This is a genomic window from Escherichia sp. 94.0001 (genome assembly GCF_013369155.2).
Lineage (GTDB): Bacteria > Pseudomonadota > Gammaproteobacteria > Enterobacterales > Enterobacteriaceae > Escherichia > Escherichia coli_F.
Genome location: NZ_JABWMS020000056.1, coordinates 18,141 through 30,049, shown reverse-complemented (window position 1 = coordinate 30,049; position 11,909 = coordinate 18,141). Strand labels below are relative to the sequence as shown.

Sequence of the window (11,909 nt, the reverse complement as noted above, 5' to 3'; positions counted from 1 at the left end):
GTTTGTGTGAAGTGATTCACATCCGCCGTGTCGATGGAGGCGCATTATAGGGAGTTCTCCGCAGGCCGCAATAGAAAAATTGCAGAAAAATGACTGACTGCTGCATTCCCCAGCAAAACCCCGCTTTATACCTTTTTACGCACAGAGTTATCCACAATCATCAATGTAATTTCTGTATTTTTCCCACGGTAACCACAGTCAAAATTGTGATCGCTATTGAAAGAGAAAAATTCGCGAGCGTTGCGCAAACGTTTTCGTTACAATGCGGGCGAAAAATAAGGATGCCCCGTTAGGGGCGTTAGCTGAGTTTTTCGCGAAAAATTCAGCTAACGCTCTCTGTAATAGTCAAATCCAGGGGATTTACCATGCAACAACGTCGTCCAGTCCGCCGCGCTCTGCTCAGTGTTTCTGACAAAGCCGGTATCGTCGAATTCGCCCAGGCACTTTCCGCACGCGGTGTGGAGCTGCTGTCTACAGGGGGCACTGCCCGTCTGTTAGCAGAAAAAGGTCTGCCGGTAACCGAAGTTTCCGATTACACCGGTTTCCCGGAGATGATGGATGGACGCGTGAAGACCCTGCATCCGAAAGTGCATGGTGGCATTCTGGGCCGTCGCGGCCAGGACGATGCCATTATGGAAGAACATCAGATCCAGCCTATCGATATGGTGGTTGTTAACCTGTATCCGTTCGCCCAGACCGTTGCCCGTGAAGGCTGCTCGCTGGAAGATGCGGTTGAGAACATCGATATCGGCGGCCCAACGATGGTGCGCTCCGCTGCCAAGAACCATAAAGATGTCGCTATCGTGGTGAAGAGCAGCGACTACGACGCCATCATTAAAGAGATGGATGCCAACGAAGGATCGCTTCTGCTTGCAACCCGTTTCGATCTCGCTATCAAAGCCTTTGAACATACCGCCGCCTACGACAGCATGATTGCCAACTACTTCGGCAGCATGGTCCCAGCCTATCACGGTGAAAGCAAAGAAGCCGCCGGTCGCTTCCCACGCACGCTGAACCTGAACTTCATTAAGAAGCAGGATATGCGTTACGGCGAGAACAGCCACCAGCAGGCTGCCTTCTATATAGAAGAGAATGTAAAAGAAGCCTCCGTTGCTACCGCAACCCAGGTTCAGGGTAAAGCCCTCTCTTATAACAACATCGCAGATACCGATGCGGCGCTGGAGTGCGTGAAAGAGTTCGCCGAGCCGGCATGTGTGATTGTGAAGCACGCCAACCCTTGCGGCGTGGCTATCGGCAATTCCATTCTTGATGCTTACGATCGCGCGTACAAAACCGACCCGACCTCCGCATTCGGCGGCATTATCGCCTTTAACCGCGAGCTGGATGCGGAAACCGCACAGGCCATCATTTCTCGTCAGTTCGTCGAAGTGATTATTGCGCCGTCCGCCAGCGAAGAAGCACTGAAAATCACCGCCGCTAAACAGAACGTACGTGTCCTGACCTGCGGTCAGTGGGCCGAGCGTGTTCCAGGCCTTGATTTCAAACGCGTGAACGGCGGTCTGCTGGTTCAGGATCGTGACCTGGGTATGGTTGGTGCAGAAGAACTGCGCGTCGTCACCAAACGTCAGCCGACCGAACAGGAGCTGCGTGATGCGCTGTTCTGCTGGAAGGTGGCGAAGTTCGTGAAATCTAACGCCATTGTCTACGCCAAAAACAATATGACCATCGGTATTGGCGCAGGCCAGATGAGCCGCGTGTACTCCGCGAAAATCGCCGGTATTAAAGCTGCCGATGAAGGCCTGGAAGTGAAAGGTTCGTCAATGGCTTCTGACGCGTTCTTCCCGTTCCGCGACGGTATTGATGCCGCGGCCGCTGCGGGCGTGACCTGCGTAATCCAGCCTGGCGGTTCTATCCGTGATGACGAAGTAATTGCCGCCGCCGACGAGCACGGTATTGCGATGCTCTTCACCAACATGCGCCACTTCCGCCATTAATGGAGCGACAGATGAAAGTATTAGTGATTGGTAATGGCGGGCGCGAGCATGCGCTGGCATGGAAAGCGGCACAGTCGCCGCTGGTTGAAACTGTTTTTGTTGCTCCGGGTAACGCAGGCACTGCGCTGGAACCTGCGCTGCAAAACGTCGCTATCGGCGTGACCGATATCCCGGCACTGTTGGATTTCGCGCAAAATGAAAAGGTAGACCTGACCATCGTCGGCCCGGAAGCACCGCTGGTGAAAGGCGTGGTCGATACTTTCCGCGCCGCCGGGCTGAAAATCTTCGGCCCAACCGCAGGTGCCGCGCAACTTGAAGGCTCGAAAGCGTTTACCAAGGATTTCCTGGCCCGCCATAAGATCCCTACGGCGGAATACCAGAACTTCACCGAGGTAGAACCTGCACTGGCGTATCTGCGTGAGAAAGGCGCGCCCATCGTTATTAAAGCTGACGGTCTGGCTGCCGGGAAAGGCGTTATCGTGGCGATGACGCTGGAAGAAGCGGAAGCGGCTGTTCACGATATGCTGGCGGGCAACGCTTTTGGCGACGCGGGTCATCGCATCGTTATCGAAGAGTTCCTCGATGGCGAAGAAGCGAGCTTTATCGTGATGGTGGACGGCGAGCATGTGCTGCCGATGGCTACCAGTCAGGACCACAAACGCGTAGGCGATAAAGATACCGGGCCGAACACGGGCGGGATGGGCGCTTACTCCCCTGCACCAGTGGTGACCGATGAGGTTCATCAGCGCACCATGGAACGTATCATCTGGCCAACCGTGAAAGGCATGGCAGCGGAAGGCAACACCTACACCGGTTTTCTCTACGCAGGCCTGATGATCGACAAACAGGGCAATCCGAAGGTTATCGAATTTAACTGCCGCTTTGGCGATCCGGAAACCCAGCCGATTATGCTACGCATGAAGTCCGATCTGGTTGAACTCTGCCTGGCGGCCTGTGAAGGTACGCTTGACGAGAAAACGTCCGAGTGGGATGAACGCGCTTCTCTCGGCGTGGTGATGGCTGCGGGTGGATATCCGGGCGATTACCGCACCGGCGATGTGATCCACGGCCTGCCGCTGGAAGAAGTGTCTGACGGCAAAGTGTTCCACGCGGGCACAAAACTGGCGGATGACGAGCAGGTGGTAACCAGCGGCGGGCGCGTACTGTGCGTCACCGCGCTGGGTCATACCGTGGCAGAAGCGCAGAAACGCGCTTATGCCTTAATGACCGATATCCATTGGGACGATTGCTTCTGCCGGAAGGATATCGGCTGGCGCGCCATCGAACGCGAGCAGAACTAACGCGACAGTTTTGCCAATAGCGTTTTGCGCGTGATCCCTAACTGACGGGCGGCTTCGGTTTTGTTGCCGCCCGTTTTCTCCAGTGCTGCCAGAATCACTTCTTTTTCGACTTCCACCAGCGGCTGAATATCCTGACTTTGTACCAGCGGGATCGGCGTACTGGCAATCGCCAGCGGCAGCTCGCGTTCGGAAATATATTCCCCGGTCAGCAGCACCACCGCCCGTTCCACCGCGTTTTCCAGTTCACGAATATTTCCCGGCCAGTCGTAGTGAATCAGCAGATCCATCGCCTGGGGAGTAAACCCTTTTACCGCCTTGCGATTGCGTTCGGCAAAGCGCTGCAGAAAATGGTTAGCCAGCAGAGGAATATCTTCCCGCCGTTGCCGTAGCGAAGGTACTTCAATCGCCACCACATTCAGGCGATAGTAGAGATCCTGACGAAAACGCCCGGCCTTTACCTCTGCGGCAAGATCGCGATGGGTCGCGGCAATCAGCCGGACATCAACCGAAATAGTCTGGTTGCTACCGACACGCTGGACTTCGCGCTCCTGAATCGCACGCAGTAGACGAACCTGCATCATCGGTGAGATATCGCCAATTTCATCGAGAAACAGCGTGCCGCCGTCTGCCTCCACAAAGCGCCCTTCCCGCCGTTTGTCGGCTCCGGTAAACGCCCCTTTTTCGTGACCGAACAATTCAGACTCCAGTAAGGATTCGTTGAGTGCCGCACAGTTGAGCGTTACCAGCGGCTTTTCACTCCGTGCGCTACTGGCGTGAATCGCCCTGGCGACCAGCTCTTTACCGGTGCCGGAATCGCCGTGGATCAGCACCGTGGCTTCCGATGGCGCGACAAGGGCGATTTCACTGAGCAGGTGTTGCATCGCCGGGCTTTTACCGACCATACCGAACTGGCTGGCAGACACCGCAGGCGTTTCAGCATCAACACTGTGCGTATGCGCAAGCGCCTTTTCCAGCGTCGCCTGCAGGTTATCGAAATCCAGCGGCTTGATGAGATAATCCAGCGCCCCGGTTTTCAACGCCTCTACCGCCGTCTCGACGCTGGAGTACGCGGTCATAATCAGTACCGGAATTGCCGGATTTAACGCTTTGATCTCTTTCAGCGTGGCGATGCCATCCATCTCTGCCATTCGCACATCACAAAGCACAAGATCAAAAACCTGTTCCCGCACTTGCTCCAGCGCCTGTCGCCCGCTGTTCGCCAGCGCGACGTTATAGCCCCAGCCGCGCAGCAATGCCTGCAAGATAGTGCAGTGGCTAATGTCATCATCCACCACCAGAATATCGATATTATCGTGCGTCATCCTTGTGGGTCCTTACGCGTAATATTGACCGGAAGCCAGAGGGTGAACGTTGCACCTTTCCCCTCCTGGCTTACGACCTGAATTGTACCACCGTGTTGTTCAACAATATTATGCACAACCGCCAGCCCCAGTCCGGTGCCTTCGGCTTTGGTGGTGAAGTACGGGGTGAAGATAGCTTCAAGCTGATCCGCCGCAATTCCCTTACCGCTGTCGGTTACGCTTATTTTAACGCCTGCGCTGCTTTCGCTGGCCGTCACGCTAATCACGCCATGCTGACCAATCGCCTGAATAGCATTGAGATAGAGATTCAACAGGACCTGAGTCAGTCGGTCGGGATCGGCCTGTATCTCCGGCAATGCGTCGTTGGCGGTAAAGCGTAATTGGATCTCCCTACTGTTTGCATCCTGGCTTACCAGTTGTAATGAGTGGTTAATCAGCGTGTTGAGATCCACCACCTGCAAAGCCAGATGCGTTGGCTTAACCAGCTCCAGCAGCTCGCTTACCACGCGGTTTAAACGGTCGGCTTCTTTCGCCATCACCTGCGCCAATTGATGTGCTTCTCCTCCTGCTGGTGCGCGTTCGGCAAAATATTTCGCCAGCCCTTTAATCGAGGAAAGAGGGTTACGGATTTCATGGGCGACGCCTGCGGCCAGATGTCCCAGCGCCACCAGCTTCTCTTTGCGCTTCATTTCATCCTGTAACAGCTGGCGCGAGCGAAGATAGCGGCGATACCAGAAGAATGACAACACGCTTGCCAGCAAGACCGTCGCCAGGGCGAAGAGGATAATCAGGGTGTTTCTCTGCTCACGCTCTTCGGCACTCACAATGTTACTGGCGTCGAAAGCGATAAAAATTGCTTGTGGTGTCGTGGCATACTGCTGCATATGGCGCATCCGGTGCATTCCAGCAGCAAACATCGGTTGAAACTGGCGATAAATTTCCAGAACAGGCTCGCCGTCTGCGCTATCGATCCGCCGCCACGCTTCTTCGTCTCCCGGATGTAACTGCTGCATTTCCTGCGGGGAATAAAGCTGTTTTCCCACCATGCCGGAGTTGCTATGCATCACGATTGTTCCTTGTTCATCCGTGACCGCAAACCAACGCACTCCTGGCTGCCCAGCCATTTCTTCCAGTAAAGCCTGCTGCTGCGAATGATGCATGCGCATCCCCATACCGACGCGCGAGCCGGATTCGAGAGCGCGGATAAGTACACTGCCTTTTTCCAGCAGAGTTTGTCTGGCGGCGGCAGTCTCACGCCCATAATCGCGAATCACGGTCACCGCAAACAACCCCACCAGCCCAACAATGACTACGGGAAGGATCGCGCTTAACCATTTTGCTAAGGCATCTTTTGATCGCTGCATAAAACGCATCTTCTTCTTTGCCTGTTCATCCCTTTTTGACAGCAGAAATCATGCCATCTTTTATTAGCACTTACCCTACGCTTTAACACAAAGGCTTAAGTTTCAATGAGTAAAAATGACTCGCTACACACAGCAGGCGAGTCATTTTTACTCGTTTATCATGTCATATTGCCCGTCATATCAGCGTTTCGCCGTTGGCACGAAAGATGCAATACCCGAAGTAAGACAACCACTGGAGGATTAACCATGAAACGGAACACGAAAATTGCCCTGGTGATGATGGCGCTTTCAGCAATGGCGATGGGATCGACATCTGCATTTGCTCACGGCGGACACGGTATGTGGCAGCAAAATGCCGTGCCTTTAACCAGCGAACAACAGACGGCGTGGCAGAAAATCCATAATGACTTTTACGCTCAAAGCAGCGCACTACACCAGCAACTGGTGACGAAGCGTTATGAATACAATGCCCTGTTGGCCGCTAACCCACCGGATAGCAGCAAAATTAACGCGGTCGCCAAAGAGATGGAGAATTTGCGTCAGTCGTTAGATGAGTTACGGGTGAAACGAGATATTGCGATGGCTGAAGCGGGTATTCCGCGCGGTACCGGAATGGGCATGGGTTACGGCGGCTGCGGTGGTGGCGGTCATATGGGGATGGGCCACTGGTAAATCAGAACGTTTTCTCGTTGGGTTGCCAGCGACAGAAATCAGAGTTTGCCACCAACAGTAATTGCGAACCTTCGGGCGCTTCCAGCCATGCCACGCTGACATCAACAGAAGAGCGGCTCTGGCGGCGCTCGATATGCGCTATCGCCTGCGAATCTAAATCAGGTTTAATGGTTTGCCCTTCGCAGGTGGTCACGGTCTGTTCCATCGCATGCCAGCGCCCCTGGCGCAGCACGACTCTCCCCTGACGTAAGGCATCGCTAATCTGGCGGATCTGATCAGCACGATAACGGTATAAATCGATTTGGTCGTTAGAAAGCTGCTGTTTTTCCCCGTCGGATTCACGTTGCATAAAGCTCAGATCGCCGCGATCGTCAAAACGCGCGCGAATATTCACCGGCGGTTTGCTGTAAACATTGATATTGATAAGCGTGAGGTTATCGCCCTGCCAGCGATACTCTCGTGTCGTGGTATCGCCACTGCGCCACGGGCTAAACACAGCAAGCAGATGCACATTATTGCCACTGTCTTTTCGCCAGATACGTACCGCGCCCTGATCTTCAGCAAATCCACTGGCGGTAAAGGGAGGAAGTGAAGAGTTGTGACTACAGGCAGTGAGAAACAGAGCGCCCACCAGCATCAATGATCGACGCCAGAAAGACAAAAGGGGTGAAACCACCCCTTCGTTAAAACTGTTCACTGCCACGCAATCTTACTTAACTGCGTCTTTCAGTGCCTTGCCAGAAACAAATGCCGGCACGTTAGCTGCGGCAATTTTGATTTCTTTACCGGTCTGCGGGTTGCGGCCAGTACGCTCAGCGCGGTGGTTCACTTTGAAGGTACCGAAACCAACCAGTTGTACAGCATCGCCTTCTTTCAGAGACTCAGTAATTGCAGCCAGAGTGGACTCCAGAGCAGCTTTAGCCTGGGTTTTGGACAGTTCTGCTTTCTCTGCAATTACATCAATCAGTTGAGTCTTGTTCATAAGTTATCCTTACAATGTGTTTATCGCTTGCTAAGCATCGAGTGCGACGGAAATGCCAGAATAGCACTCTCCTGCATACACGCACCGATAGCCACTTTTTTTCGCCCCCCAAATGTAGACCAGACGGGGGGCGAAAGGGAAGACTCCAGGTATGACAAATCAGGCGTTAAATCACGTTTTCTGGTCTTATTGCTGAAAAATTATACCAATATTGCTCTCGCCCGCCTCACGCAGGTCTGCCCTAAGGCCTTTTATCAGCTCGATATCGCGTTCTTCGCACTCAGCTAAAAGTCGGAATATTTCCCACTGAATGTCCCACTCTTGCTCTACAGCTGGGTTTTCTTTGAGCTCTTCATCGCTCATTTCACGGCCAGCCTGAGTCATTTCCAGCATCGCCACGGTCGTGATGGAGGTCTTACTCACTTCTACCGCGTGTTCGAGCGTTTCGCCACTTAAACGCGAATGGACCAGTTCACTTAACGCCACGCAAGCATCGATTGCCGGATAAACGCCGTACAGATCGAAATCGTCGGCTGAAGGAATCGCTTCTTCAAATTTCTCCAGTTGGCTGTCGAAATTTACTTTTGCGTCTTTGACGGTCAGTGTTTCCCAGATGAGATCGAGAATGCGGCGGTAAATTTGCCCATCACCAAAACCGGTTTGCTGGCAGAACATGGCGTAATTGGGGTACATGCGTTCGCATAAGCAAGCCATAAAAGTGACATGCTGCCAGCTTTCCAGGCGCTCCAGACGCAGATGAATTGGGTTTTGTAACATGTTGAGTTCTCAAATACGGAAATTATCCGCAGTTTACCTGAATTAGGGCTGATTTGCTGTATAGCGCACGAACGCCGGACGTTCCGAAGCCACCGCGTCTGCCCAGCGCGTTGGCTCCGGCAGACGATAGCCTTTCATGCAGCGTTGTACCCAGGCCAGCGCACTATCCATGCTGACACGATGGCCAGTTGCGATAAATAGCGGGTTACAGCGCGCTTTACTGCGCCAGACCCAGGCCAGCTGCTCGCCTTTATCCATCAACGGTGCCAGCGCGCCCGGTTCGCTGGAGAGCGGCTCGAATTTACCGCATAACCGCTTTTTCGCTACGCCAATGGTCGGTACGTCCACTAATAAGCCAAAATGGCTGGCGACGCCAAGACGGCGCGGATGCGAGATCCCATGACCATCGACAAACACTAAATCCGGCTTTTGCGACAGCATCTCCCACGCTGCCAGCAGCGCAGGATATTCGCGGAAGGAAAGAAAACCTGGAATGTAAGGCATGGTGGTGGCGATGCGGGCCACTTTATACTCCACCAGCTCAAGAGAGGGGTATTTCAGCAGCACCATCGCCGCTCGCGTCACATCTCCGCCCTGCTCAAACCCGACATCGGCTCCGGCGATCAGATCCGGCGGATCTTTATCAAGTCGATCCTCACGGATCACAGAAGAAGCCAGTTCGATTTGTTGAGCGCGTAATGACGCGAGATCCATAATCGCTCCTTAGAGCCTGGTTCACCAGGCGTAATTGTTGAAGGCAGTTTGAGGCCGGACAGCGCGGAAAAACCGGAGCGTACACGTAGTACGTGAGGATTTTGAGCACTGCCCGGCCTCAAAATGGCAAATAAAATAGCCTGATGGACCAGGCTCTTAGCGGTGATACTGTTCAGACAACCGATGCACAGCCTCCACAAACACGCCAGCATGTTCTGGCGGCACATCCTGATGAATACCGTGACCAAGGTTAAAGACATGACCTTCGCCGTGACCGAAACCTGCAAGTATAGTCGCGACTTCTTCTTCAATGCGGGCAGGTGGCGCGTACAGCATCGACGGATCCATATTACCCTGCAGCGCGACTTTATTGCCCACGCGGCGGCGCGCATCGGCGATATCCGTTGTCCAGTCGAGACCCAGCGCATCGCAACCCGTTTCCGCCATAGCTTCCAGCCACTGTCCACCGCCTTTGGTAAACAGGGTGACCGGTACACGGCGACCGTCGTTTTCACGCAGTAAACCATCAACTATTTTATGCATGTAATAGAGCGAGAACTGTTGATAATCGCGCCCGGTGAGCACGCCGCCCCAGGTATCGAAGATCATCACGGCCTGAGCACCAGCTTTAATTTGCGCATTCAGATACAAAGTGACGCTTTTCGCCAGTTTATCGAGCAGAGCATGCAGCGCCTGTGGATCGGCATACATCATCTTTTTGATCACGGTGAACGCTTTGCTGCTGCCACCTTCCACCATATAGGTCGCCAGCGTCCACGGGCTGCCGGAAAAACCAATCAGCGGCACTTCGCCTTTCAGTTCGCGGCGAATAGTACGCACCGCGTTCATCACATAACCCAGCTCATCTTCCGGGTCCGGAATTGGCAGTTTATCAACGTCAGCTTTGCAGGTGACTGGCGAGGTAAAACGCGGACCTTCTCCGGCTTCAAAATAGAGCCCTAACCCCATCGCGTCCGGCACGGTGAGGATATCGGAAAAGAGGATCGCCGCATCCAGCGGATAGCGACGCAGCGGTTGCAAAGTCACTTCGCACGCCAGCTCTGCATTTTTGCACAGCGACATAAAATCGCCCGCCTGGGCGCGCGTGGCTTTATATTCCGGTAGATAGCGACCCGCCTGGCGCATCATCCATACTGGAGTGACATCAACGGGCTGGCGCAGCAGCGCCCGCAGATAACGATCGTTTTTGAGTTCGGTCATTTTGGCTGTTCCTTAGTGCGTCAGGCGGTCAGTGTATCATCACTCATACTCTGCCCGACACATCGCCACCGTATCTTCTATCAGACGGCGCGCCACGGTGCCGGGCGGCGGAAGTAACGGTAAATCATCGTAGCGATACCAGTTCGCCTCGAGCAGCTCTTTCGGATCAATCACGATGTCGCCGCTGTCATATTCCGCCATAAATGCGGTCATCAGCGACTGGGGAAACGGCCACGGCTGGGAAGTCACGTACCGCAAGTTTTTAACTTTAATTCCGCTCTCTTCCATCACTTCCCGCGCGACCGCCTGCTCGAGGGTTTCGCCCACTTCGACGAATCCGGCAAGTACCGTATGGACACCGTTACGATGGCGGGTATGCTGGGCGAGGAGGATCGAATCATCGCGACGGATGGCAACAATAATGCAGGGGGCGATTTGCGGGTAGTAACGCTCACGGCAATGGCTGCACAGCATCGCCCATTCGGTTTTGCTCGGATACATTTCATGCCCGCAGTAACCACAGTATTTATGCGATCGGTAAAACTCCGCCAGTTGCACGCCACGTCCGGCCAGTTGAAACAGCCCAACATCGAGATCAATGACCTGACGTACCGACCCCATATCGTGACGCCGCTGCTGTTGTACTAACCAAACAGGTTCCCCCTGCCATTCGCCGATTTGTAGTGCGCGCTGACCCACAAGATCGAAATTTGCCGCTTCGCCATATGGCAATTCTCCCTTCGGCAACCATAATTTTTGTTCATGGCTGACGACCCACCAGCCGTGATCTAATTTTTCAATTATACGATCCATAGCTCTTGCACTACCTTTGCATCACTGGCATGTTTAACATGGTTTTTACATTTCTCACTGAGCAGTTTTTGAATACAAACTTGCGGAGTCAATCATGCTTAACCAGCTCGATAACCTGACGGAGCGCGTCAGAGGAAGTAACAAACTGGTTGATCGCTGGCTACATGTACGTAAGCATCTGCTCGTGGCTTACTACAATCTGGTTGGCATTAAGCCTGGCAAAGAATCGTACATGAGGCTAAACGAAAAAGCCCTTGATGATTTTTGTCAGAGCCTGGTCGATTACTTGTCTGCCGGACATTTCAGTATTTATGAGCGCATTCTTCATAAACTGGAAGGCAATGGGCAACTCGCACGCGCCGCGAAGATTTGGCCACAACTCGAAGCCAATACCCAACAGATTATGGATTACTACGATTCCAGCCTGGAAACCGCTATCGATCATGATAATTACCTTGAGTTTCAACAGGTTTTATCTGACATCGGCGAGGCCCTGGAAGCGCGCTTTGTGCTGGAAGATAAGCTGATTCTGCTGGTGCTTGACGCCGCCCGCGTCAAATATCCTGCTTGAGTTCTGCGCTGTTAACGCGTAATTTACATTCAACGCCCCGTTTGCGGGGCTAATTTCTTGTCGGAGTGCCTTAACTGGCTGAGACCGTTTATTCGGGATCCGCGGAACCTGATCAGGCTAATACCTGCGAAGGGAACAAGAGTTAATCTTCTATCGCATCGCCTTTGCGGCGATCGTCTCTTGCTTCATCCGTCGTCTGACAAGCCACGTCCTTAAC

Annotated in this window: 12 protein-coding genes and 1 riboswitch; of the genes, 4 read left to right on the top strand and 8 right to left on the bottom strand. The window is 53.6% G+C overall.

Translation table 11 applies throughout. From position 1 onward, the window contains the following. Positions 1-365 precede the first annotated feature (365 nt). On the top strand, positions 366-1,955 hold the full coding sequence (purH, locus tag HEN33_RS19360) for a bifunctional phosphoribosylaminoimidazolecarboxamide formyltransferase/IMP cyclohydrolase (protein WP_176263789.1): 1,590 nt from the start codon (positions 366-368) through the stop codon (positions 1,953-1,955). An 11-nt stretch (positions 1,956-1,966) separates the two neighbouring features. Continuing rightward, positions 1,967-3,256 (top strand): phosphoribosylamine--glycine ligase, encoded by a 1,290-nt coding sequence (gene purD / locus HEN33_RS19355; protein ID WP_046082676.1) that lies wholly within the window; start codon positions 1,967-1,969, stop codon positions 3,254-3,256. On the opposite strand, the gene zraR is transcribed toward purD, so the two are convergent. Together zraR and zraS are read right to left on the bottom strand one after the other, a co-directional pair. Then, positions 3,253-4,578, bottom strand: coding sequence for a sigma-54-dependent response regulator transcription factor ZraR (gene zraR, locus HEN33_RS19350; RefSeq protein ID WP_032303887.1), 1,326 nt, complete (start codon positions 4,576-4,578; stop codon positions 3,253-3,255). The genes purD and zraR overlap by 4 nt on opposite strands. Continuing rightward, positions 4,575-5,951, bottom strand: coding sequence for a two-component system sensor histidine kinase ZraS (gene zraS, locus HEN33_RS19345; protein WP_176263790.1), 1,377 nt, complete (start codon positions 5,949-5,951; stop codon positions 4,575-4,577). Before zraS ends, zraR begins: the two co-directional genes overlap by 4 nt. 237 nt (positions 5,952-6,188) lie before the next feature. On the opposite strand from zraS, the gene zraP reads away from it, so the two are divergent. Then, a complete protein-coding gene (zraP, locus tag HEN33_RS19340; protein WP_002431896.1) occupies positions 6,189-6,614 on the top strand; it encodes a zinc resistance sensor/chaperone ZraP in 426 nt (141 codons plus the stop codon). 1 nt (position 6,615) lies between these two features. Here zraP and HEN33_RS19335 read toward each other — a convergent pair whose 3' ends face one another. From HEN33_RS19335 to nudC, 6 genes are all read right to left on the bottom strand, one after another. Further along, positions 6,616-7,311: a DUF1481 domain-containing protein gene (locus HEN33_RS19335; protein WP_176263794.1), complete on the bottom strand. Its 696-nt coding sequence runs from the start codon at positions 7,309-7,311 to the stop codon at positions 6,616-6,618. A 12-nt stretch (positions 7,312-7,323) separates the two neighbouring features. Beyond that, positions 7,324-7,596 (bottom strand): nucleoid-associated protein HU-alpha, encoded by a 273-nt coding sequence (gene hupA / locus HEN33_RS19330; protein ID WP_001044513.1) that lies wholly within the window; start codon positions 7,594-7,596, stop codon positions 7,324-7,326. Positions 7,597-7,782: 186 nt separating this feature from the next. Continuing rightward, a complete protein-coding gene (locus tag HEN33_RS19325) occupies positions 7,783-8,373 on the bottom strand; it encodes a YjaG family protein (RefSeq protein WP_000940106.1) in 591 nt (196 codons plus the stop codon). Between the two features lie 42 nt (positions 8,374-8,415). Further along, positions 8,416-9,087 (bottom strand): deoxyribonuclease V, encoded by a 672-nt coding sequence (gene nfi, locus HEN33_RS19320; RefSeq protein ID WP_000362376.1) that lies wholly within the window; start codon positions 9,085-9,087, stop codon positions 8,416-8,418. Between the two features lie 156 nt (positions 9,088-9,243). Then, positions 9,244-10,308 (bottom strand): uroporphyrinogen decarboxylase, encoded by a 1,065-nt coding sequence (hemE, locus tag HEN33_RS19315; RefSeq protein WP_000137657.1) that lies wholly within the window; start codon positions 10,306-10,308, stop codon positions 9,244-9,246. A 39-nt stretch (positions 10,309-10,347) separates the two neighbouring features. Beyond that, positions 10,348-11,121, bottom strand: coding sequence for an NAD(+) diphosphatase (gene nudC / locus HEN33_RS19310; protein ID WP_000373940.1), 774 nt, complete (start codon positions 11,119-11,121; stop codon positions 10,348-10,350). Between the two features lie 94 nt (positions 11,122-11,215). Between nudC and rsd the strand changes: the two genes are divergently transcribed. Further along, positions 11,216-11,692, top strand: coding sequence for a sigma D regulator (gene rsd / locus HEN33_RS19305; RefSeq protein ID WP_000934303.1), 477 nt, complete (start codon positions 11,216-11,218; stop codon positions 11,690-11,692). 51 nt (positions 11,693-11,743) lie between these two features. Then, a riboswitch (TPP riboswitch) is annotated at positions 11,744-11,844 on the top strand. The last annotated feature ends 65 nt before the right edge of the window (positions 11,845-11,909 follow it).

What these genes read in the sequence shown, in the direction of transcription:
- hemE (WP_000137657.1), bottom strand. Translation starts at nt 10,308, where the DNA reads ATGACCGAACTCAAAAACGATCGTTATCTGCGGGCGCTGCTGCGCCAG.
- hupA (WP_001044513.1), bottom strand. Translation starts at nt 7,596, where the DNA reads ATGAACAAGACTCAACTGATTGATGTAATTGCAGAGAAAGCAGAACTG.
- purD (WP_046082676.1), top strand. Translation starts at nt 1,967, where the DNA reads ATGAAAGTATTAGTGATTGGTAATGGCGGGCGCGAGCATGCGCTGGCA.
- zraS (WP_176263790.1), bottom strand. Translation starts at nt 5,951, where the DNA reads ATGCGTTTTATGCAGCGATCAAAAGATGCCTTAGCAAAATGGTTAAGC.
- nudC (WP_000373940.1), bottom strand. Translation starts at nt 11,121, where the DNA reads ATGGATCGTATAATTGAAAAATTAGATCACGGCTGGTGGGTCGTCAGC.
- zraR (WP_032303887.1), bottom strand. Translation starts at nt 4,578, where the DNA reads ATGACGCACGATAATATCGATATTCTGGTGGTGGATGATGACATTAGC.
- purH (WP_176263789.1), top strand. Translation starts at nt 366, where the DNA reads ATGCAACAACGTCGTCCAGTCCGCCGCGCTCTGCTCAGTGTTTCTGAC.
- rsd (WP_000934303.1), top strand. Translation starts at nt 11,216, where the DNA reads ATGCTTAACCAGCTCGATAACCTGACGGAGCGCGTCAGAGGAAGTAAC.
- nfi (WP_000362376.1), bottom strand. Translation starts at nt 9,087, where the DNA reads ATGGATCTCGCGTCATTACGCGCTCAACAAATCGAACTGGCTTCTTCT.
- HEN33_RS19325 (WP_000940106.1), bottom strand. Translation starts at nt 8,373, where the DNA reads ATGTTACAAAACCCAATTCATCTGCGTCTGGAGCGCCTGGAAAGCTGG.
- zraP (WP_002431896.1), top strand. Translation starts at nt 6,189, where the DNA reads ATGAAACGGAACACGAAAATTGCCCTGGTGATGATGGCGCTTTCAGCA.